Source organism: Mesobacillus selenatarsenatis SF-1, from assembly GCF_000813125.1.
Taxonomy (GTDB): Bacteria; Bacillota; Bacilli; order Bacillales; family Cytobacillaceae; genus Mesobacillus; species Mesobacillus selenatarsenatis.
Genome location: NZ_BASE01000134.1, coordinates 1 through 21,730, shown reverse-complemented (window position 1 = coordinate 21,730; position 21,730 = coordinate 1). Strand labels below are relative to the sequence as shown.

The following is a 21,730-nucleotide window of genomic DNA, read 5'->3' as shown; positions in this document are numbered from 1 at the left end:
CAAAGCAGAATGAAATTTCTAAAATCTATTTTAAAGGAGTTATCAATATGGTTGAGAATAAGACCTTACCATTCGAAGCCATTGGCGAAGGGACACTTCACCGGCTGGTCGATGCTTTTTACCGCCGCGTTGGAATGCATCCTGATCTTGCTCCTATATTCCCGGATGATTTAACTGAAACTGCCCGAAAGCAGAAGCAGTTTTTAACTCAATATTTAGGAGGCCCGCCCTTATATACCAATGAACATGGCCATCCAATGCTACGCGCAAGACATTTGCCGTTCGAAATCACACCGGTGAGGGCGACAGCCTGGCTTGCCTGTATGGCTGAAGCCATGGATGAAGTGGGGCTTGAAGGACCTGTAAGGGAAGACTTTTACGCTAGACTATACCTGACCGCCCAGCATATGATCAATACACCAGATGATGAAACTGGTGATAACACATGAAACTGAGTCGGGAAAACCTTTTGAGCTATGACCCATCAGAGTTTTGCCATAGCTTGGATAAAAAACCTATCGAAATTTATATGTTTGTCGACCCGCTCTGTCCGGAATGCTGGGCACTCGAACCAATCATCAAAAAGCTCCAAATCGAATACGGCAAGTATTTCTCAATTCGCCATGTTTTAAGCGGCAAACTGGCCACACTGAATATGAGCAGAAAAAAACGTTATGAAACGATCGCCGAGCTTTGGGAAAAAACAGCAAGCAGAACAGGAATGTCTTGTGACGGATCGTTGTGGTTTGAAAACCCTGTGTCATCCCCGTATTTAGCATCGATTGCAATAAAATCAGCTGAGCTTCAGGGGAGAAAGAAAGGCATCAGGTTCCTGCGCAAGCTTCAGGAAGTGCTATTTCTTGAAAAACAGAATGTCTCGAACTTCGAGGTGCTAAAAAACTGCGCGAGAAGCGTCGGTTTGGACGTTGAGGAATTCGTAACCGATATTCATTCTGAAACAGCAGCAAAAGCATTTCAGTGCGATTTAAAAATAACGAATGAAATGGATGTCCAGGAAATCCCGACATTCGTCTTTTTTAACGCGAATGTTGAAGAGGAAGGTATTAAGATAACCGGTCTTTACCCATATGAGGTATACGTCCAGATTCTCGAAGAAATGCTGCAGGAAAAACCAGAAGCGGCCAATCCGCCGATCCTCGAACAATTCCTGAAGCAATACAAAATGGTCGCCTCCAAGGAAGTAGCCGTTGTATACGACATAACTGTTCAACAGGCAGAGAAGGAATTAAAGAAATTAATGTTAAAACAACAAGTCGAACAAATCCCCGCTAAATATGGCGTGTTTTGGCGATATGTTGAAGGATGACCGTGCATTTGCACGGTTTTTTTAATTTTGGTTTAGTCCCGATGCTCCACTGGCTTGGGATATCGAACCTTATAAAGCACTTTGTTAGGAAACCTTGAAATCAAAAAAATGCAGGGTGGTCGAATTAATTGAAAAAGTGGTCGAAAAAACTAAAAATCCGCCAATATATTTCGGAATGTGGACGAATAAATGAAAAATTCGCTAATATATTTCGGAATGTGGTCGAATAAATAAAAAAATCTTTGAAATATGGTCGATTTATTTATCTAACATCACTTCTTCTAGTGGTTTTCACCAGCACGGCACAGAAAAAGGCCTTGCAGCTCTCCAACTGCAAGGCCTTCTCTCTATTTTATACGAACAAAGGGGATGGGAGAAATTTTTCACGGTCAAACAAAGGGGTAAATGTTTGTTTGTGATCAACTTCACGCCATAAATATATCATATTCATGCTCTCTATCACAATAACCTTGTGTGTTATTTCACAATATTGTCAAATCCATTCATGAATGCCTGGACTGAAGCATATAAATGAACTATAAAGCGATTCGGAGTGATTCAATTGGATAAACTAGGTCTTTCCCTTATTGCTCTGTTCATAGTTTTTTCATTTATTCTTCATATTTTAGGATTAATGCATCTCTTGCCCTTGTATCTAACATCTCCTATTCTATTTATTGCCTTATTTATTTTACTGATATATTTAAATAACCGGAAAAAGTTCAAAGGATTCTAAACTTTAACCTAAAAACCGGCCGCAGATTTTTTTGCGGCCGGTTTGTTTTTTTATGAAAGCAATGCTTCCATTTCGTTGAGTTTTTCTTCGAAGACCTTCAATGCTTCCTCGATTGGTTTAGAGCTTGTCATATCGACTCCTGCTTTTTTCAGTACTTCAATTGGATAATCTGAGCTGCCTGATTTCAAGAAATCAATATAGCGTTCAACGGCCGGCTGCCCTTCTTCCAGGATTTGTTTGCTCAGCGCTGTTGCCGCACTGAAGCCAGTCGCGTACTGGTATACATAATAATTGTAGTAGAAATGCGGGATCCTTGACCATTCAAGACCGATTTCTTCATCAATGATGATATCCTCTTCACCGAAGTACTTTTTGTTGAGCTCGTAGTAATCTTTTGTCAATGACTCAGCTGTTAACGCCTCGTTATTCTGCGCCTTTTGGTGGATCAAATGTTCAAATTCAGCAAACATAGTCTGTCTGAATACTGTTCCCCTGAAGCCTTCGAGGTAATGATTCAAAAGATACAGTCGCTTCTGCTCATCATCAATTGTTTTTAGCATATAGTCATTCAATAACGCTTCATTGCATGTAGACGCCACTTCTGCAACAAAAATAGAGTAGTTGCCGTAAGGATATGGCTGTGTCTTCCTGGTGTAGTAACTGTGCACGGAATGGCCAAACTCGTGAGCCAATGTAAACAGGTTATTTACATTGTCCTGCCAGTTCATCAGAATATATGGATTTGTGCCATATGCCCCGGAAGAATAAGCACCGCTGCGTTTCCCTTTATTCTCATACACATCCACCCATCGATTTTCAAATCCTTCTTTTAGGATATTGTTATATTCATCCCCAAGAGGCTCTAAGCCTTTTAGGACATAATCCTTTGCTTCACCATAAGGAATCTCCATCTTCACATCCTTCACAAGCGGTGTGTAAAGATCATACATATGAAGCTTTTCAAGGCCCAATACCTTTCTGCGAAGCTTGACATATCTGTGCAGCAGGTGCAGGTTGTCATTCACCGTATTCACAAGATTTTCATAGACACTTTCAGGAATATTATTTGCCGACAGCGCAGCATGCCTCGCAGAGTCATATTTGCGAATTCTTGCATTGAAATTATCCTTTTTGATATTGCCGCTTAATGTGCTGGAAAAAGTATTCTTGAAGCTGCCATACGTTTTATACACTGCTTTGAAAGCATCCTCACGAACTCTGCGGTCTTCGCTTTCCAGGAATCGGATGTAACGGCCATGTGTGATCTCCACATCTTCTCCGTTCTCATCCTTGATTGAAGGGAATTCCAGATCCGCATTGTTCAGCATTCCGAATGTATTTGACGGTGAGCTCATAACCTCTGAAGCTTGAGCAAGAAGCGCTTCCTCTTCAGCTGACAGCACATGCGGACGCTGAAGATTGATTTCCTCCAATGCATGCTCATAAAGCTTCAACTCTTCTTTTTCATTCAAGAAGCCTTTGATTTTCTCTTCATCAACAGCCAGGATTTCCGGCACGATGAAGGCAAGTGCGCTTGCTGCTTGAGAATACAGATTCTTGATGCGGTCATCAAGCCCCTGATAAAAGGAATTCGTTGTATCCTGGTCATAGCGCATATGCGCGTATGTATAAAGTCGTCCTAAACGCTCAAGCAATTTATCCTGCAACTGGAGTGCACTATAAAGTTGTTCAGCACTTTCACCAAGCTTGCCTTGATACTCCTGAACAGAAGGAATCAACCCTTTAACTTCATTGAATTCTTTTTCCCATTGCTCATCGACCGCAAAAATATCTTCAAGTCTCCACGTATTTTCTGTGGAAACCTCGTCCCTTGCTGGTAATTTCTTTACTGTAGATTCGTTTGACATATGGATCCTCCTTACAACATTTCGGAATTCGAAAAACTTTTCTAGTAACATATATTCGATAATGGTTTCTTATTTCCTTCTATAAAATTAAATAAGGAAAACTTTTTCTTTTTCAAGAGTTTGCATTCTAACTACCCTATTTTACGCAGTTATATCACATTTCATGTTAGTGGGAATATTGATTGTGTAATTTCATTTCGATACTTGGTGAAAAATTTGGCTTCTGCATCGATTTGTTCGTTAATTGAATCTGGGATAATGATTTCCCGGAGTACTCTCACTGTACCTGAATTGATTCTTTCCAAGAATGATACCTTTGTCAAAAGAAATACATATTCAGCAAGAGCGTACCGATGGTCTCTTTGCCCAGCAACAGGCAGAGTTCGAAGTTTGATTTCTTTCCTTCTTACTCGCCTATCAAAGGCTTCCCGGATTTTCGCATAAATTATTATGTCCCCCTTTTGATAATGCCGGAATACATCGAAATATAAGAATGTCTGCCATATGAGTGAAGGTGTTTCAATATAGGGGCTCGAGCGGACAGGAAGGCCAATTTCGGATGGAAGTGTATGAAGGCTTAGGTGATTGCGATATAGTTCTTTCAGAAATGGATTTTTCCATGCTCCTGGGGAAGTTAAGTAGCGGGATTTCAGTTTTTGATTTTCAGCTTGCCAAGTCTTCAATATAGGGAATGGCTTATCGATTGGGCTCAGTAGGTCCTCTACTGAATACTGATTTAGTGAGCTCACTATAAGATTCGTGATTGTCTTTTTGGAAGTGATTGGAATAGCTCCATTCAGATTGATGAATTGCCCTGAAATCGGACAAAAAGCCGGGATATTCCAGGAGTGCCTTGTCTGCCTAATGAAGAGATAGAGGAAGTTATTGATTGATACAACATTATTTTTCTTGCGCTTAACCAATGTCTCTGCAGCAACCCAAATTGGAATTACACCATAATGCAAATAAGTTTTGGTCCTTTTTTCAAAAATCTCTTCCGGTATAACTGAACATTGAAATTCAATCGCATATTTTTGGTTTTGCAACTCGAAAGCAATGTCGGGTTTCTGCTTCATATGTTGGTCAAATTGCTCAAGTTCAGCATTGATTCCTTGTTTTTTCAGCCAATTGAAGAGCTGAAGCTTTCCAGAAAGATGATATTTAGATTCACGGTCATACTCATATTGGCAGCTGCCTCCCGCCAAATGAGAAAAATGCCAAACCTTCTTGCTCCCTAGTTTCATAACCACCTCTTCACCACATTCTGGACAGTAGAACTTTTCCGTCGACCTGATTCCTATTAAATCACTTTTTTCCCACCTTTCCCCCAGAGATAACCTTTTACCATCGCTTTTATTCGCAACTAGCAAATCGATGCGCCTCCTTTCATTATGAGATATTCGAGTCCATAGAGTTAATACCTTTTAAATATAAAAAGGTTTATAAAGTGTTCACAAATAAAAAAAGCGCAAGCGCCTTGGTCACCCCCGAAACGTCTCGAGTGGCTAGGCGCTGGAGCTAGACACTATTCTTAATGAAAAGTTTAAATCTTTTTATAAAATTTAGGCTCTGTTAAAGCCCAATGTTGTTTTACAGCCCTGTTGATTGTAGTGGAAGGCGCGTAGACTCCTCGAAAATGCTACCGCATTTCCTTCGTGCGTGGGCAGGTTCAAAGAAGCCCTTCAATGTCCTGCGGGATGTGCAAGTCATGGGGAGACCCCGCAGGCGCATAAAGCGCCGAGGAGGCTCCCCGACTGCAAGGAAGAATTTGAAGTTTGAAAAAGCTGGCAGTTGAGCTTTTTCATAATTCTTCCCCGCGGAAAGCGAAGCGCCTGGAACGAAAATCAACAGCCTAGTTTAACATAGCCAAAATTTAAAATAACCCGGATCTGCATCCGGGTATCTAAAGCATCGGCGACAACAGTCTCGAAGTGGATTCGAGAAGTCTGTAGCCTATGTGGCGTTTACTGAAATCATCCATGACTATTTCTGTTGAGTCGAGTACATCGTTTTCATATTCTTTAACAAGTTTGGCAGTGCTGCTAGTTTTGTAAAGGAAGGCGTTGACTTCGAAATTCAAGTGGAAGCTTCTCATATCCATATTGGATGTACCGATGGAAGCAAGCTCACCATCGACGATGACGATTTTGCTGTGCATGAAGCCCTTTTCGTATTCATAAATCTTTGCACCTGCTTCAAGCAGTTCGGGAAAATACGACCTCGAAGCAAAGAACACGATTCTTTTATCTGGCCGCTTTGGCACAAGAAGCCTGACATCCAGTCCACTTAGTGCAGCAACTTTTATTGCGCTGAAAATGTCTTCATCAGGGATGAAATAAGGCGACGCAATCCAAACTGATTTATCAGCTGAGGAAATCATTGAAAAAAAGATATTCTTGATGACACTCCATTCATTGTCAGGTCCTCCGGCAATCATTTGGACACCACCATGAGTGTTAGCCTTCAGGGCTGGTGATAGATAATCCGACGTCAGAAAGCTTTTGTTCGTCATGTAATACCAATCTTGCAGGAAAATCAGCTGCAGGCTACGAACAGCTTCTCCTCTAGCCATTAAATGAGTGTCACGCCAAAAACCGAATCCTTTGTCCCTGCCAAGGTATTCATCACCAATATTCAGGCCTCCAACAAAGCCAACAGTCCCATCAATGACAATGATTTTCCTGTGATTCCTGAAATTGAATTTACTGTTCAGGAACGGCAGGCGGACAGGACCAAATTCAACCACTTCTACCCCTGCTTCACTCAAGTCAGAAATATACCCTTTCGAGAGCTTCCAGGAACCTACGGAATCAAATAAGAACCTGACCTTTACACCTTTTCTTGCTTTGCTGATCAAAACTTCCTTAATTTCTTCACCAATTTTATCGTGTCGGACAATGTAATATTCCATATGAATATGGTGGGTAGCCTTTTTTAGCTCTTCAAGAATATGACTAAATGTCTCATCACCATTTGTCAGCACCTTTGTGGAGGTAGCAAAGGAGATAGGGCTGTTCCCGAGCTTCTGGGCAAGGGTAAACAAGCGGCGATGGTCCTCTTCCATATCAAGCATCCTCGCCTTGTTGACCCTTTCTGATTCCCCTTCGATTTTTGAAAAAGCTTTTTTATCCAGGAAGTATTTGCGCCGGAACATCTTTTCCTTGCGTTTATTCCTGCCGAATAAAAGATAAAAAATAAAACCAATAACCGGGAAGCCGCCAAGCACGACAATCCAGGTTAATGTCTGGGCTGGATGACGATTCTCAAGGAATATCACAAAGCTGATGAAGATGACAGTAAGAGACATAAATATACTGATATACCCAAGATAAACTGCATCAAGTTTTTCATAAAACAAATAATAAATGCCGGCCAGAATTAATAAAAAGGTTAAGATGCGCACTGTGTTCTTCATTGTTACCACCTGTTTTCTCTCTCTGAATTATTCTTGCAACCAGAAATAGGAACTTTAGATATATATACGTTTCTATTAAGTGAAGAGATTCATACAAATTATATCAAAAAAGCCGATTTCATCTCTGAAATCGGCCTGCAATCATGAAAAATGCTTTCTTATGACACTAAACACATCTTCTTCGATAATCTTATTACCGTATTCATCAAGACGGTGAATCGTTACTGTCGACTCCTGCCCATACTCTAGAAGAACACTTAGTATATTGTCAATTTCTTCTTCATCCTCAAAATCTTGCTCAGGAAATTCAATGTATAAATAATACTTGTCATCATAGCTGTACAAGCTTGTTTTGACTTTGTCTATTCCCGGGCGTTTCGAGAGTGAGATGACATCTTCGAAATCCTTGAAATACAGCAGGAATTCTAAATCATCCTCGAAGGCTGGATCAGCATCATCAATTCCTTTTGGATTGAATTGGTGGTCAAGCAGCTCTTCGATTCGTTCATCGACTGGCAGATCCTTCAGTTTATCGTTTGGAAGCGGCAGTTCGAACTTAGGACCGTCCTTCGATAGCTGTGCCTTTGTAACTAAAACCTCCAGACCTTTTTCCAGGGCCTGAACCTGTATCCATAAAGGACCTTCAACGGCAAACTCTTCCTCGGCATGTACTTCATCCATCATTTCCCAGAAAAGCTCTTCACTGCGATCACGGTTATACCAGATTTCCTCCCGGTCAAACCCGCGCTCTTCTATGTCCATATATGAAATATAGAACTTAACCGTATTTTCATTAATACGCTCGATTTCCATTCGCTTTCTCTCCCTTCCATGCAAAGATTTGAAGGGACTAAATACCCCCAAAAAAGCAGTTGGTCTTATCATTTACCCTTAATAAATAAGCCTAAATCACCTTGATTTACTAAGGGGCTGTGTAAATAGAAATAAACGATCTTGTACTTTCATTTTATGTTATATTAAGCCATTTTGGAAACAAAATATACACCCATTTTTTATTAAGGCTGTTTTCGTAAAGATTGTAGTTAAATCCTAAATTTGATTTTAACGTAATAAATACCCAGTGTGCAGGTCGGTATTAAGTTTGCAAGCTCTTTTCACATAAGAAGTGTCAACTTTACGAAGGAATATAGAGAATTAAATCCATTTTTGTATTCATTAGCAACAAAGTTTGAGAAAAGAGCCTTTAAAAAAGGTTAATGTATGATTTTGTCTGGATCGACTTACTGTTGATTAGGCTGCTGTAAAGGCGGGAATGTGCTGCCTTTTTCACAGGATACTCTCCCCTTCAGCTACCATCAGCCAAGTTACCCCAAAAGTTATTGGTTTTTAACATACTATAAATTTTAAAGTATTCTTTATATTTTAGCAGAACTGCACCTATATTTCAATTTGTCTGCACGGCTATGCGGCTTTAGGATATGTTCTTTCATAGAAAATAAAAAGCCCCCAAAAGGGAGCTTAGTTTTGTTATGTTTAATTGACTAAACGCTGAGCCTCACGCAACTGGAATGTACGCACTCTGCGCGGCAGGAATCGTCTGATTTCGTCTTCATTATATCCAACCTGCAGGCGCTTTTCATCAATGATGATCGGACGGCGTAGCAAGCCAGGATTTTCTTTGATAACCTCGAACAGTTCCTGTAGAGGCATGGTTTCCAAATTTACATCAAGCTTTTGGAAAGTCTTCGAGCGGGTAGAAATAATCTCATCCGTTCCATCTTCGGTCATTCGAAGAATTTCCTTTATTTCATCAATAGATAATGGCTCTGAGAATATGTTTCTTTCAGTATAAGGAATCTCATGTTCTTCAAGCCATGACTTTGCCTTTCTGCAAGAGGTACAACTTGGTGAAGTGTATAAAGTGACCATTGGTAATTCACACTCCCTTAGATTTACTTATATTATTTGCTTTAAATGACTTTCATTTCTTAAATAATAATAAGTTTAATTTTATAATTCATATTGTTTATTATACACTATGGATTTAATAAAAGGTATCCCTTTTCATAATTTATTCCGGGTATTTATGTAAGGATATTTTTGTCCTTCTCTATATATAACGAACGAAATAGAAAAAAGTTTCAATATAATTTATATTTTTCATCACCCTCTGATCTAAATCAATATAAATATTCGTACAATTCTACTTGTTTGTGTCCGTTAGACTTTCATTTTCATAATTTAATTATATTTACCCGATTGTAAAAGACTTAAACCTTTTTATTTAAAAAAGTTATATTCTCATTTAATTGAGCAAAAATGAAAACGCAACCATGTTAGAAACACTGGTTGCGCTCTTGAATTAGATATCCTGTAGCAAATCCTCCCGTTTATCTTCCACAGTCAAGACTTCCTCAACTGGCTGGTAGGATTCTCCGTAAAACTTTTTGTCTTTATAAGTATGAATCATATTATAGGTCTTCTTCATCGACTCATATACTAAATCCTCTGAAGCCTCGTCTGGAGACCAGTAAAGGATTTCCATCTCATTGATTTCCTTCGTCGCTAACGACCGACGTCTGTAACCAATCGTCCTTGCATGCTCGAAGCCTTCCCGTTTGTAAAAACGAAGACGCTTCTCCGTATCTGTGTCCTCATAGTTAACTGGTTCAACTTCAAGGATAATCGGTTTGCCCTTTTCCTTCAGCTTCTCTATCAGCTTATGGCCTAGTCCCTGACCACGTGTCGTCTTAGAGACGAAAAGGTAATCGATGAAAACAAAATCATCTGTTTCAACGTACATGAGGACATGTCCGGGACCTTCATCCTTATGGTAAATCTCTGGTCTTTCCTTTAAAAGTGTTTCCATATGTTCCTTTGACTTCATTTCCTCAATCGGGAAATACTGATTTAATTTCTCATACCAATGCATTGCTTATCTCCTTTTTATTTTTATTCCTTCCTGATAAGCACCCAGCTTTTCTTATATAATCATGATCATAATACTTGTATTATTTTTTCTTTATAAAGTTCTTTTAATACACCGGCAATTCTTTTAAAATAAAGATGTACGGGGATCATGAATTATATTTATCACAAAATCACTATTAAGACTTAGTGAAAAAAAAGGTGGAGGTTTATCATGGGCGGTTACATAATGGATTTAACTATCGTTGCTTTACTGATTGTGGGCATTACCGCGACAATTGGTGTGATTACCAATGGAGTAGGAACCAGATTCTTTAGTGGAAATAAAAGAAATGAATTCGTAGATCAATCAACTAGTTTGCAAACTGGTTGGAAAAATGTCGGCGGAAGCAAGAAGTAATCCACATCCCAACTGTTATTATAACTTATTTTGATATCGATAATCTAATGATATGAAAAGCCTGGAACGATTTTAATCATTCCAGGCTTTTTATATAGTATCAGAAAGTATAAATTTTTCACTTCGAGAATTGTCCAGCTCCAGCGCTTGTTGGGGGTGACCAAGGTGCTTGCGCTTTTCTCACTTCCAGGTTATGGTGTGTAATCAACATTTGGTGAGTATCTGTTGCTTGCGTTCCATAATAAATATTCATTGATGCCCTGATCCTTCAAAGCCCTGATTTGGTCTTCGACTTCCTTTTTCCCGTAGACAAGGTAATTTCCACTGCCTAACCATGAGGCTGTGAAATCCTGCAGCCATGGACGTGAAATAGGCGGGGTCTTTAATTCATCAAGCTTATTCTTCTCCAATTTTGCATATTCCTGAACGAGACGGTATGGCTCTGTGTCAGGCTTGGCAATTCCAAAATAAGAAGTCCAATGGCTTGGATAAATCATTGAAGAAATGACGTCAACATTCTCAGATATTTTTGAGAAGTTCTGTCCGATTCCTGGTGCTTCAGGAAGTGTTGCCGTATAGCCAAAGATATCAACAGAAACTTTAACATCATATGGCTTTAGCTCTTTTCGAGCGTATGCCACGAAATCAGTCACCGCTTTAACCCTCTTTTGCACATTATCCATTTCTACATCCTTATAGTCACCCATTGAATATTGAAGAGTAGCATCCCTCTTTTCAAATCCCTCAGGGAAACGAACATAATCAAACTGGATTTCCTGGAAACCCATCTTAGCTGCTTCGATTGCAATTTGAACGTTGTAATCCCACACTTCTTTCACGAATGGATTAACGAACGATTCTCCTCTGCCATTTTTCCAAACCTGATTTCCATCTTTAAATGACCACTCCGGTTTCTTATTTGCCAGGGCGGTATCTTTGAAAACAACTACCCTAGCGATAGGATATATCTGTTTTTCTTCCAAGGTTTTCAATAGTTTTTTCGGATCTTTAATATAAGGCTTTCCAATCTCTTTGAAAGGTGAATCTTCATCGGGTTTGTATGTAAGATATCCGTGGTCCTCTTTTATATCGATAACCATTGCATTTAAATCGGTGTCATCGATAAGTTTTGTAAGACTACTAAACCTCTCTCCTCCAGCTGAGTTCCCAGTTACATAGATTCCCCTTACAGCATCAGGATATTCAAATGTGTAACCTGAATCGAATTTGAACCTTGGCATCTGCTTTGGTATTTCCCTAATCAATGACTGATGTTCCCTGACCGGAAGCTTTTCTGTTTCAAGTGTTTTCGATTCTGCAAACACTGTACCTCCTGCTTGTGAAAAAGAGGCAGCCAATAATGCTGCTGCTGCGATTTTTTTAAACTGCATAAACACCTCTCCTTTCAAAACGTATGCCTACTCTTTACAGTAGTTTTCTATATAATATGAATCTATAATTCTATTTTACCCACTTTCGACAGATTTAGATATTATTGATTAAATTTTTCACATGGAATTTATTCCCTGACAAAAATTCAAGTTTCGTATCAACTAATATAAAAAAAAACGATCTCAAAATGAGAGATCGTTAAGTTTATTTGACATATGACTGTTGATATTGCTTTAGTTCTTTTTCAGAGCAATACACATAGTGCCCTGGAACAACTTCGCGCATCTTAACTTCTTCGCCATCAGCATATTGATGCACATTTGGATCATATGTTTTGCGTCGGCGTGTTCGCTCAGACTCAGGATCCGGAAGTGGTATCGCTGATAACAATGATTGCGTGTACGGATGAAGCGGATTCTTGTATAGTTCTTCAGCTGTTGTTAACTCAACCAGCTTACCAAAGTACATTACACCAATTCGATCGCTGATATATTTTACCATTGAAAGATCATGTGCGATAAACAAGTATGTTAAACCTTTTTCACGCTGCAATTTCCTCATCAGGTTGACAACCTGCGCCTGGATGGAAACGTCTAATGCGGAAATTGGTTCGTCTGCAATAATAAATTCGGGCTGCACAGCAAGTGCACGTGCAATTCCGATACGCTGCCTTTGTCCACCTGAAAACTCATGAGGATAACGGTTGGCGTGTTCTCTGTTTAAGCCAACTGTTTCAAGCAGTTCATATACCATTTCCATTCTTTCTTTATTGCTTTTTGCAAGGCCATGAATGTCAATGCCCTCTGCAATAACATCAGAAACCTTCATCCTCGGATTCAAGGAAGCATAAGGATCCTGGAAAATCATTTGCATACTTCTGTTGAATTTCTTCAGATCTTTTTTGTTCTTCTTGCCGTGTACGTTTTCTCCCTTGTAAAGGACATCTCCATCTGTTGCTTCATAAAGCCTGATGATTGTTCGGCCAGTTGTGGACTTACCACAGCCTGATTCTCCAACCAATCCAAGAGTTTCTCCTTTAAAGATATCAAAAGTAATTCCGTCAATCGCTCTTACTTCATTCGGTTGACCCATATTGAAGTATTGCTTCAGATTCTTTATTTCAAGAAGCTTTTCTCTATTTTCCATCAGCCAGTCCTCCTCCTACAGTTATTTCGTGCCCATGAATTTACGCATTCTGCTTTTCACAGCTTCCGGCGGTTCTACCTTAGGAGCATCTGGATGCAACAGCCATGTAGCAGCATAATGTGTATCAGACACTTTAAACATTGGAGGCTGTTCCTCTAAGTCGATTTGCATAGCATACTCATTACGAGGCGCAAAAGCATCACCTTTTGGCGGATACAACAAGTTTGGCGGCGTACCAGGAATTGCGTAAAGTTCCTCTTCTTTAGCATCCAGGCTTGGCATTGAACTGATCAATCCCCAAGTATAAGGATGTTGCGGGTTGTAGAATACTTCATCCACAGTACCAATTTCGACAATTTTTCCACCGTACATGACTGCCACACGGTCAGCTACGTTAGCTACAACTCCAAGATCATGAGTAATGAAAATAATTGAAGTATCAATTTTTTTCTGCAAATCTTTCATGAGTTCCAAAATCTGTGCCTGGATTGTAACATCCAAAGCTGTTGTAGGCTCATCAGCAATTAGAACTTTTGGGTTACAAGCCAAAGCAATTGCGATTACAACCCTTTGTCTCATACCGCCTGAAAATTGGTGCGGGTATTGCTTGATACGCAATTCCGGTTTCGGGATACCTACCAGCTTCAAGAGCTGAACAGCGCGTTCTCTAGCTGCAGTTTTACTCATATTTTGATGCTTGATCAATGGTTCCATGATTTGCTTTCCAACAGTCATTGTTGGGTTTAAAGATGTCATTGGATCCTGAAAAATCATCGAGATATCCTGACCTCTGATCTTCTGCATTTGCTTGTCGGTCAATTTTGCTAAATCCTTGCCTTCAAACAATATTTCACCCTGCTTGATTTCTGAATTACCAGGAGGAAGCAGTCTCATGATTGCTTTAGTCGTTACTGATTTACCTGAGCCAGACTCACCGACTATCGCAAGGGTTTCTCCCTTTTTAAGTTCAAAATTCACACCGCGGATTGCTTTAACTTCGCCCGCAAATGTATGGAAGGAGATATTTAAATCCTTAACTTCTAAAATATTTTCCATAATACATTCACCTGCCCTTTAATCGCGCATTTTCGGATCAAGCGCATCGCGCAATCCGTCTGCCAGCATATTGAAGGTAATCATAATGACACTAATGACAATAGCTGGAATTATCATTTCGTGTGGGTGCAATCTCAGTACTTTGAATCCTTCATCAATCAATGTACCAAGTGATGCGTATGGCTCCTGCAGTCCCAGACCGATAAAGCTCAGGAATGCTTCAAAAAATACCGCATTTGGAATAGTGAACATCGTATTGATAATAATGACACCCGCAAGGTTTGGCAATAAGTGTTTAGAGATAATTTTACCATCACTGTTACCAAGAGTTTTGGAAGCCAGAACAAATTCCTGTTCCTTCAGTTTTAGTGTCTGGGCACGCACGACACGAGCCATACCAACCCAGCCTGTAATCGTCAATGCTACCGTAATGGAAATAATACCAGGATCTAGAACCAGGATCATCAAGATAACAACAATCATAGTTGGAATACCCACAAGGATTTCGGTTATCCTTTGCATCACATTATCCAATCTTCCACCGTAATATCCAGATATTGCGCCATAAGCAACACCAATGATCATATCAATGACCGCGGCCAAAAGCGCAATGTACAAGGAGATTTGGGTACCTTTCCAGACACGAGTGAATAAGTCACGTCCGAGTGCGTCTGTTCCAAACCAGTAGTACTCATCTACCTTTTTGACTTCATACATATCGATTTCTTTGCCAGCTTTATTCGTCTTTACACCGTCGAATGGAAGCCAGCTAATGTTTTCAAGCCCCTGGATTTTCGGTGGTAGATTATTGTGTGGAACATATTGTTTATCAAATTCTTTTCCGCTAACCAATGGTCCTACCAAGGCCATAATTATAACAATGCCCATCACAATCAAACTGACAAGAGCACCCTTATTTTTACGGACACGCATCCAAGCATCCTGCCAGAAGGTTAAGCTTGGCTTGTTGATTTCCTCGCTCTTGGCCGAATCGATTTCTGCCGGCCTAAAACGATCTTTTGGAATTTTTGTTTCGAAGTCAGCCATTACTTTTTCCCTCCAGACAGCCTGATACGTGGATCGATGATTCCATAAAGAATATCCACTACAAGGATGATAACTACAAATAACGCTGCAAATAAGACGGTTGTTCCCATGATAACAGGGTAATCATTTACTGTAATAGATTTTACGAACTGTTCACCAAGTCCAGGGATCGCAAAAATTTTCTCAATTACAAGGGAGCCAGTCATCAAGGAAATCGCCAATGGCCCTAAAACAGTGACTAGTGGGATCATTGCATTTCTCAATGCATGCTTAAAAGCAATTTCAAAGAAGCTTGCTCCTTTTGCTTTTGCCAATGTAATGTAGTCAGAGCCTAAGACTTCAATCATTTCTGTTCTCATAAAACGAGCTGCAATTGCTATTGGCAGCATGGACAGAGCTATAGTCGGCAGGATTGTATATTCAAACCCACGCCAGAAAAGAACCGGGAACCAGCCTAATTTTACACCTACGAAATATTGCAGCAATCCTGCAAATACGAAGTTAGGAATAGACTTACCCAATACTGCAACAAAAGTGGAACTGTAATCGACCCAGGTATTCTGTCTTAATGCAGCAAAAATACCAAGTAAAATACCAACGATTGTTCCAAATAACATCGCCTGGGCACCTAGCTGCATGGATGGCCCTAAACGTTTGAACATCAGGTCAGTAACCGGAGTGTTGTTAAATTGAAAGGAAATACCAAGATCCCCTTGAAGCAAGTTGCCAATATATTTAGCATACTGCACAGGCACTGGCTGATCTAGACCATACTTTGCCTTCATGATTTCCATTTGTGCAGGACCCAATTTATTCGCACTTGCAAAAGGCGTACCAGGAATGATTTTCATTAAGAAAAATGTAAGGGACGCAATGATGAAAAGAGTCAAAAACATATAAAGTACCCTTTTTAACAGGTATTTTGCCATATGGGTGCACCTCCTGTATTATTTCAATTTTCCCTATTGTTCGACAAATGCTTTACAGGGAAAAAGAGAGTATATCTAGATATACTCTCTTTCTATCCTCAGAATTATTACACTCTGAAATAAGAAACTGCTTCAGTTATTATTCAGCTTCAGTGATCTTAACCCACTGGAAGTTGTAGTCAGGACCGTAGTTGTAGATCGCAAGACCTTTAACACCAGGGTTTAGAAGGATGTTAGCAGAACGCTGGTAAACAGGCGCTAGACCAGCATCTTCTTCAAGCATGATTCTTTCAGCTTCTTGCTGTGCTTCCCAGTTCTTTTCTGGGTCAGTAGCAAGCTCACCTTGAGCAGCTTTGATCAGCTCATCGTATTTTGAGTTAGAGTAACCCATTCTGTTGCTTCCGCCGTCAGTGATCCAAAGGTCAGTGAACGACAATGCGTTACCGTAGTCTGGGCCCCATCCTGCGAATTGAAGATCGTAATCCATAGCGTTGTCACGCTCTAGACGTACTGCGAAAGGAACGCTCTCAAGCTTGACTGTCAAGCCAGGAAGGTTTGTTTCCAATTGGTTCTTGATATAAGCGTCAGTCTTCTTAGCTGCTTCAGTGTCTCCACCAAGGTAGCGGATTTCCAGCTTATCTACACCAAGTTCCTTAAGACCAGTTTCCCAATGCTTCTTAGCTTCTTCAGCATTGAAAACGATTAGGTCGCCGTGCTTTTCACGGAAGTCTTCTCCGTTAGGGCCTGTTACGAAATCTTTTGGTACAAAGAAGTTTGCAGCGATAGATCCGTTGTTAAGGATGCTCTTTGCTAGGTCTTCTTTGTTGAAGCCCATAGCAATTGCTTTACGGATGTTCACGTTAGCAAGAGCTTCGTTCTTCTGGTTCATCTTGATCCAGAATACTACTGGCTCCATCCATGTAAGCATACGCTCATCACCTTCATAAGAAGGAACGATATCAGAAGAAAGCAATCCAGTCATGTCTGTTTCGCCAGCTTCAAATGCGTTTACAGCAGAGTTAGAATCTTTAACTACGTTAACAGTGATTTTTTCAAGAGTTACATCGTCAGCACTGTGGTAATCTGGGTTTTTAACAAGTACCCACTCAGTTGCGTCAGTACCTTCCCATTTTTCCATTTTGAATGGACCATTGTAAAGTAAGTTTTCAGCATTGCTAGCGAACGCGTCGCCTTTTTCAGTTACGAACTTTTCGTTCTGTGGGTAGAATGTTGGGAAAGCGAATAGGTCTTCCCAATATACTACTGGCTTTTCAAGAGTTACTTCCAAAGTCTTGTCGTCGATTGCTTTAACGCCAAGATCTTCTACATTGTATTCTTTCTTAGCAGCTCCAGCTTCAGTGATTTCAGCTGCTCCCTTGATTTTTCCGCCCATCATGTATGGACCATAAGGTGAAGCAGTTGCAGGGTCGATCGCACGGCGCCAAGCAAACACGAAGTCGTGTGCAGTTACAGGCTCACCGTTAGACCATTTAGAATCACGAAGTTTGAAAGTGTAAACTTTCTGGTCTTCGCTGATTTCAGGCTCGCCTTCTGCAAGAGCAGGAACTGGCTTGTGATCCTGGTCAAGGCGGTATAGACCTTCACCTACGTTATTTATGTAAGTGAAACTTGTAGAACCTTCAGCAAGTACGCTGTCCATAGTTGGGATTTCAGAAGAATCCAACATGTTTAATTCTTGTGGTACATTAGCTACTTCTTCGCCTGTTGCATCGTCTTTATCAGCAGGCTCTTTGTCTCCAGCATTGTCGTCTCCGCTGTTACATGCAGACAGGATTAACGAGAATACTAGAGTCAAAATCAATAGAAATGAAAATTTTGACTTTTTCAAGGATATGCCCCCTCTTTATTATTGTTTTCTGAAAACTTTTTACATTCCCTATTATACATAGATTAAATTAAATGTTCAATATTTTTGCGCGAAAAATTTACAACTTTGAAACAATAGTAATAAATTTCCTCCTTGAATTGTGTTATAATAGTGTCTTATAAGCCTTTTGCGGGCAAAATCATAGTGTTACTTATTGTAATATTTGTTTATTTCCGAAGGTTTATTCTCAAAATTACTTTTATGAAATAACAATATAAGGGAGATTTAGAAATATGCGTAATAGATTTGGGAAAATTTTTTATGGTTTTTTGATTTCACAGCTATTGATTTTTATCCTCTCACTTGTCTATCAACAGAGCATTAGCTTGCTCAGTTACATAAATATCTCTTTTTACATCGCTAGTACCCTGCTGTTTACTTCTCTTATAGTCTTTACGGTTAACTCAGGGTTTTTTGACGCCATTTCCTATTCTTTTCGTATTGTTTTTGCTGGCAAAGAAGAGGGAGAGAAGAAAAAGTCATTACATGAGATGACGCCTTTATCCGAACTGGTCACCCTCAATGCCAACCCTCTATTAATGGTTGGACTTTTAGATTTTATGTTGATGCTTGCCGCATTGTCCGTTTATTATCTGTAAAAATCCTTCTGGTACTCTTGCTTATCATGATTGATTTGATTATAATCATTTTTAATAAAACGTTAAAAGCGATGATGAAGAGTAGTACACTTGTTCAAGGCTTTTCAGAGAGTTTGTGGTTGGTGAAAACAAACAGCCTGGCAATTGGAATGGACTTTTAAGCTTCTGGTTTGAACTTAAGTAGATCCAGGCGTATTCCTGCGTTAAAGGAATCCATGCTTCACTGAGGCATGGGCAGAGTGACTCATTCGTGAGTAATTAGGGTGGCAACACGGACCATTCGTCCCTAGAATTTAGGGCGAATGGTCTTTTTTGTGTTCTTTTTTCTTCTGTTTTTAAGTTAATGTAAATACATTCAGACAGAAAGAGAACAAGATATATACTTATAGGAGGATTTTATTATGGAGACTATTTTTTCCGGCATCCAGCCGAGCGGTACCATCACACTTGGCAACTATATCGGCGCAATGAAGCAATTCACAGAACTGCAGGAAGAATATAATTGTTATTTTTGTATCGTTGACCAGCATGCGATAACTGTCCCGCAGGATCGTTTGCAGCTTCGAAAAAACATCAAGAGCCTTGCAGCATTATATATCGCTTCTGGTATTGATCCTGAGAAGGTAACTTTATTCATCCAGTCGGAAGTGTCGGCGCATGCACAGGCAGGATGGATGATGCAATGTGTAGCCTATATAGGTGAGCTTGAAAGGATGACCCAATTCAAGGATAAATCCACTGGGAAAGAAGCTGTCTCGGCTGGTTTATTAACGTATCCTCCGTTAATGGCAGCCGACATTCTTCTATATAATACTAATCTCGTGCCAGTCGGCGAAGATCAGAAACAGCATCTAGAATTAACAAGGGATTTAGCAGAACGATTCAACAAGAAATACAATGACATTTTTACAATTCCAGATGTTCGCATTGCAAAAGTCGGAGCAAGAGTCATGTCCTTACAAGATCCATTGAAGAAAATGAGCAAATCAGATCCGAACAACAAGGCATTCATCTCGATGCTCGACGATCCAAAGCAAATCGAAAAGAAAATCAAGAGTGCTGTTACTGACTCAGAGGGTATCGTGAAATATGATAAAGAGAACAAGCCTGGCATCTCAAATCTCTTGTCCATCTATTCTATCTTGACCGGCAAAGCAATTGCTGATATTGAAAAAGAATATGAAGGTAAAGGCTACGGAGACTTCAAGGGAGACCTTGCGAAGGTTGTTGTCGATGTCATTGAACCAATCCAGAAAAAATATTACGAGCTGATCGATTCACCAGAGTTAGATGATATTCTTGACCGTGGTGCTGAGAAAGCAAATTTTGTCGCTAACAAAATGCTAAAGAAAATGGAGAATGCGATGGGCCTTGGGCGCAAGCGCAGATAGAACAAAACGGAGCTGACACAATGTCAGCTCCGTTTTTTCGCAATAGATTTCAATACTGTTGCTTATCAGTTTACCTTAGGGCCGTGTTCCATTTCCCAAAGTTTTTCGAAAAAGGATTGTCCTTTAATGATGTTTTCGCAAAACTTCTCGTGTTTATGTGACCAGCCAAACTTTGTCTCTTCAAATAACCGTTCCCATACCTCTTCAAATCCAAGGCGTTGAATCTCTTCATATAGTTCAGGTTTCCATTCAGTGAACCAGTAACGGACTTCAGCCACATTTTTTGAGGAACTCAACTGGTCCATGGCCATGAACAATAATTGCTTCAACTGCCTTTCCTTACGCGTCAGCCCTCTCATTAAATCCGGAGCAGGCGATAAAATATGGAAGTCCTTTAAGGCACTTTGATCATTGAACCCATATTGGATCGTATCCTGATTTTCAATCATTTCGTACACGAGCTGCTCCTGGCGCGGAATAAGCCGGCTCTTTCGGATTGGGATATTATAGCCGATGGTATCTACAGCCAGTATGCCAGTTCCATCGGAAACAACGAAACAGTAATCAAGCTGTGTACGTTCATGGTTTTTCCTCAAATATGCCTTACGGTAAATGTCATCCAGAAGCTGTTGTGGCAACTCTGATAAATCATTCTCAATGTAATTAAATAGAAGATGGTCAATTTTAAGGAGCGGCACCTGGTCAAGCAGCTCAACTCCATCATCCTTCCGCCATTCGTGGAAATGGCAAACATTATAACCGTTCTCTTCCCCTTCGAACCAGTTTACCCAGACATCATGAAGATACAACATGATTTTATAACCCCTCACTTCAAGAAACTGTTTGTCCATCAGTATGGGCATCACTAAGTAAAAATATTCCTTAAAAGGAAGATCAATTTATATCATTATTATGAGGCCAATAAATACTTAACCAAATGATCCCGATTCCAGCCGGCAGCAAGTAGCACTCCACTCTCCTCGATACAAAAGCTAAATACTCATCCAGACCGTGCCCAGCTACAATCATATTCAAATAAGCGATTGAGCTGATCCCTCCCGAAACAGCCAGTCCAAAACCAATCGTCAAAACAAACAATCTAAAGATCATCAGATAGACTCTCTTCATAACAGAAATTCATCACACACACTTCCCTCACCCCGGCCTGTCCATTTTTATCATATATATGAAGGAAGTTGGCGGGAAAGTACTGAAAGCTGATTTAAATGTACCTGAAGAATAGGGCTCACTACTTGAAAAATGCAGCAGTTTCTCATAGGAAAGATTCTGAGTATGTATTACGTTCTAACTTACTATAATATTTTGTCCGAACATGGGGTCACTTCGGACATTTCCAGCGATCCCAGTGGTTGTTTTGGCCGAACCTGGGGCTACTTCAGACATTTCCATCCATCCCAATGGTTGTTTTGGCCGAAACTAGGACTACTTCGGACATTTCCAGCGATCCCAGTGGTAGTTTTTTGCCGAACCTGGGGCTACTTCAGACATTTCCAGCCTTCCCAGTGGTTGTTTTGGCCGAACCTAGGGCTACTTCAGACATTTCCAGCGATCCCAATGGTTGTTTTGTCCGAACCAGGGGCTATTTCAGACATTTCCAGCGATCTCAGTGGTTGTTTTGGCCGAACA

At 40.2% G+C, this 21,730-nt stretch carries 20 protein-coding genes and 1 other annotated feature; of the genes, 6 read left to right on the top strand and 14 right to left on the bottom strand.

What is annotated here, in order from left to right:
• The first annotated feature begins 47 nt into the window (after window positions 1–47).
• The 3 genes from TY49_RS22800 (at window position 48) to TY49_RS25655 (ending at window position 2,063) form a co-directional block, all read left to right on the top strand.
• Window positions 48–449, top strand: a complete 402-nt coding sequence (locus tag TY49_RS22800) for a globin domain-containing protein (protein ID WP_041968173.1) — start codon at window positions 48–50, stop codon at window positions 447–449.
• A complete protein-coding gene (locus TY49_RS22795) occupies window positions 446–1,327 on the top strand; it encodes a ClpXP adapter SpxH family protein (protein ID WP_041968172.1) in 882 nt (293 codons plus the stop codon). The genes TY49_RS22800 and TY49_RS22795 overlap by 4 nt, the downstream gene beginning before the upstream one ends.
• A gap of 553 nt (window positions 1,328–1,880) precedes the next feature.
• The gene (locus TY49_RS25655) at window positions 1,881–2,063 is read left to right on the top strand and encodes a hypothetical protein (protein WP_500778261.1); all 183 of its coding nucleotides are present in this window, start codon (window positions 1,881–1,883) and stop codon (window positions 2,061–2,063) included.
• Between the two features lie 50 nt (window positions 2,064–2,113).
• Here the strand turns inward: TY49_RS25655 and pepF are convergent, their stop codons facing one another.
• The 6 genes from pepF to TY49_RS22765 form a co-directional block, all read right to left on the bottom strand.
• Window positions 2,114–3,931: an oligoendopeptidase F gene (gene pepF, locus TY49_RS22790; RefSeq protein ID WP_041968171.1), complete on the bottom strand. Its 1,818-nt coding sequence runs from the start codon at window positions 3,929–3,931 to the stop codon at window positions 2,114–2,116.
• Window positions 3,932–4,092: 161 nt separating this feature from the next.
• Complete coding sequence (locus tag TY49_RS22785) at window positions 4,093–5,301, bottom strand: competence protein CoiA (RefSeq protein WP_041968170.1); 1,209 nt, start codon at window positions 5,299–5,301, stop codon at window positions 4,093–4,095.
• A 533-nt stretch (window positions 5,302–5,834) separates the two neighbouring features.
• Window positions 5,835–7,346 (bottom strand): cardiolipin synthase, encoded by a 1,512-nt coding sequence (gene cls, locus TY49_RS22780; RefSeq protein WP_041968169.1) that lies wholly within the window; start codon window positions 7,344–7,346, stop codon window positions 5,835–5,837.
• 141 nt (window positions 7,347–7,487) lie between these two features.
• Window positions 7,488–8,159 carry an adaptor protein MecA gene (mecA, locus tag TY49_RS22775; protein WP_041968168.1) on the bottom strand — a complete coding sequence of 224 codons (672 nt, stop codon included), beginning with the start codon at window positions 8,157–8,159 and terminating at the stop codon, window positions 7,488–7,490.
• Window positions 8,160–8,840: 681 nt separating this feature from the next.
• Window positions 8,841–9,236: a transcriptional regulator SpxA gene (gene spxA, locus TY49_RS22770; protein WP_041968167.1), complete on the bottom strand. Its 396-nt coding sequence runs from the start codon at window positions 9,234–9,236 to the stop codon at window positions 8,841–8,843.
• 433 nt (window positions 9,237–9,669) lie between these two features.
• Window positions 9,670–10,239 carry a GNAT family N-acetyltransferase gene (locus tag TY49_RS22765; protein WP_041968166.1) on the bottom strand — a complete coding sequence of 190 codons (570 nt, stop codon included), beginning with the start codon at window positions 10,237–10,239 and terminating at the stop codon, window positions 9,670–9,672.
• A gap of 210 nt (window positions 10,240–10,449) precedes the next feature.
• On the opposite strand from TY49_RS22765, the gene TY49_RS22760 reads away from it, so the two are divergent.
• A complete protein-coding gene (locus TY49_RS22760) occupies window positions 10,450–10,635 on the top strand; it encodes a hypothetical protein (RefSeq protein WP_041968165.1) in 186 nt (61 codons plus the stop codon).
• A 191-nt stretch (window positions 10,636–10,826) separates the two neighbouring features.
• Here TY49_RS22760 and TY49_RS22755 read toward each other — a convergent pair whose 3' ends face one another.
• From TY49_RS22755 to TY49_RS22730, 6 genes are all read right to left on the bottom strand, one after another.
• A complete protein-coding gene (locus TY49_RS22755) occupies window positions 10,827–12,026 on the bottom strand; it encodes a putative glycoside hydrolase (protein WP_041968164.1) in 1,200 nt (399 codons plus the stop codon).
• 205 nt (window positions 12,027–12,231) lie between these two features.
• The gene (locus TY49_RS22750) at window positions 12,232–13,173 is read right to left on the bottom strand and encodes an ABC transporter ATP-binding protein (protein ID WP_041968163.1); all 942 of its coding nucleotides are present in this window, start codon (window positions 13,171–13,173) and stop codon (window positions 12,232–12,234) included.
• Between the two features lie 21 nt (window positions 13,174–13,194).
• Window positions 13,195–14,229, bottom strand: coding sequence for an ABC transporter ATP-binding protein (locus TY49_RS22745; RefSeq protein ID WP_041968162.1), 1,035 nt, complete (start codon window positions 14,227–14,229; stop codon window positions 13,195–13,197).
• A gap of 18 nt (window positions 14,230–14,247) precedes the next feature.
• Window positions 14,248–15,276 carry an oligopeptide ABC transporter permease gene (gene opp3C, locus TY49_RS22740; protein ID WP_041968161.1) on the bottom strand — a complete coding sequence of 343 codons (1,029 nt, stop codon included), beginning with the start codon at window positions 15,274–15,276 and terminating at the stop codon, window positions 14,248–14,250.
• Window positions 15,276–16,205 carry an oligopeptide ABC transporter permease gene (gene opp3b, locus TY49_RS22735; RefSeq protein ID WP_041968160.1) on the bottom strand — a complete coding sequence of 310 codons (930 nt, stop codon included), beginning with the start codon at window positions 16,203–16,205 and terminating at the stop codon, window positions 15,276–15,278. The genes opp3C and opp3b overlap by 1 nt, the downstream gene beginning before the upstream one ends.
• Before the next feature lie 139 nt (window positions 16,206–16,344).
• Window positions 16,345–18,054 (bottom strand): peptide ABC transporter substrate-binding protein, encoded by a 1,710-nt coding sequence (locus tag TY49_RS22730; RefSeq protein ID WP_041968159.1) that lies wholly within the window; start codon window positions 18,052–18,054, stop codon window positions 16,345–16,347.
• Between the two features lie 272 nt (window positions 18,055–18,326).
• Between TY49_RS22730 and TY49_RS24035 the strand changes: the two genes are divergently transcribed.
• Entirely contained in the window at window positions 18,327–18,692 is a 366-nt protein-coding gene (locus TY49_RS24035; RefSeq protein WP_052442272.1) for a DUF3899 domain-containing protein, read from the top strand.
• Between the two features lie 62 nt (window positions 18,693–18,754).
• Window positions 18,755–18,983 (top strand) — a binding site (T-box leader).
• A gap of 107 nt (window positions 18,984–19,090) precedes the next feature.
• Window positions 19,091–20,083: a tryptophan--tRNA ligase gene (gene trpS, locus TY49_RS22720; protein ID WP_198135675.1), complete on the top strand. Its 993-nt coding sequence runs from the start codon at window positions 19,091–19,093 to the stop codon at window positions 20,081–20,083.
• A 65-nt stretch (window positions 20,084–20,148) separates the two neighbouring features.
• On the opposite strand, the gene TY49_RS22715 is transcribed toward trpS, so the two are convergent.
• Both TY49_RS22715 and TY49_RS22710 read right to left on the bottom strand, forming a co-directional pair.
• Window positions 20,149–20,895, bottom strand: coding sequence for a YjbA family protein (locus TY49_RS22715; RefSeq protein ID WP_041968157.1), 747 nt, complete (start codon window positions 20,893–20,895; stop codon window positions 20,149–20,151).
• A gap of 82 nt (window positions 20,896–20,977) precedes the next feature.
• On the bottom strand, window positions 20,978–21,193 hold the full coding sequence (locus tag TY49_RS22710) for a YuzI family membrane protein (protein ID WP_041968156.1): 216 nt from the start codon (window positions 21,191–21,193) through the stop codon (window positions 20,978–20,980).
• Between the last annotated feature and the right edge of the window lie 537 nt (window positions 21,194–21,730).